Source organism: Streptomyces hyaluromycini (assembly GCF_002217755.1).
GTDB lineage: Bacteria > Actinomycetota > Actinomycetes > Streptomycetales > Streptomycetaceae > Streptomyces > Streptomyces hyaluromycini.
In genome coordinates this window covers 1-1034 of record NZ_BCFL01000006.1, presented here as the reverse complement: position 1 = coordinate 1034, position 1034 = coordinate 1, and the positions used below count along the sequence as shown (strand labels likewise).

At 69.6% G+C, this 1034-nt stretch carries 1 protein-coding gene; it reads right to left on the bottom strand.

Translation table 11 applies throughout. From position 1 onward, the window contains the following. A partial coding sequence (locus SSP29_RS00040) for an IS481 family transposase (RefSeq protein WP_089098378.1) occupies positions 1 to 951 on the bottom strand: 951 nt, incomplete at its 3' end. Between the last annotated feature and the right edge of the window lie 83 nt (positions 952 to 1034).

Here is a 1034-nt window from a genome sequence, read left to right as displayed (position 1 = left end):
GTATTGACTCGCAGCGTTGTTGACGCGGCTGATCGGTGGCTGGCCGCCGAGTGCGGTGTGGCAGCGGTGCTGGTTGTAGGTGTGCAGGAAGTCTGCCAGGGCGTCGGTGCGTTCGGTGTTGCTGGTGTAGGGCCGCAGGTAGGCCCATTCGTCGAGCAGGGTGCGGTTGAAGCGTTCGACCTTGCCGTTGGTCTGGGGCCGGTAGGCGCGGGTGAGCTTGCCGGCCGCGCCGAGGTCGGCCAGGGCCTGCTGCCAGGCGAAGCTTTTGCGGTAGGGCCAGGCGTTGTCGGTCAGCACCCGTTCGATGCGGTCGATGCCCGAGGCTGCGAAGAAGGCCGCGGCCCGGCGCAGGAAGCCGGCGCAGGTGGCGGCCTTCTCGTCGGGGTGGATCTCGCTGTAGGCGAGGCGGGAGTGGTCGTCGACGGCGGAGTGGACGTAGTCGAAGCCCATGCTGCTTCGGCGGGCTCGGCCGGCCTGTCGGCCCAGGACTTTGTGGCCGCCGCCGTCGGGGATCCGGCCGAGTTTCTTCACGTCGACGTGGACCAGTTCGCCTGGCCGCTCCCGTTCGTAGCGGCGGATGACCTGCCCGGTGGGCCGGTCCAGGTGGGCCAGGCGGTTCAGGCCGTGCCGGGTGAGGATGCGGTGGACGGTGGAGGCGGGCAGGCCCAGGATCGGTCCGATACGTGCCGGGCCCAGCTTGCGCTCCTGCCGCAGCCGGCAGACATCCGCCTCGGTGGCAGCTGCGGTCCGATGCGGTGTCCTGCGGGGACGGCTGGAACGGTCGATGAGTCCGCTCTCGCCTTCGCAGCGCCAGCGCCGGATCCACTTGTGGGCTGTGGGACGGGAGATGCCCATCTCCGCGGCGACGTGGGCGACGGGACGGCCGGAGCGGACACGTTCGACGAGCAGCCGCCTGCCGTGAACGGTCAGCCGGGCATTACGGTGGGACACGAAGGCCTCCGTGCGGTGAAGATTCGACACCTCCACCACACACGGGGGCCTTCGCCACGATCAAGACCGACGCGCGTTAACAA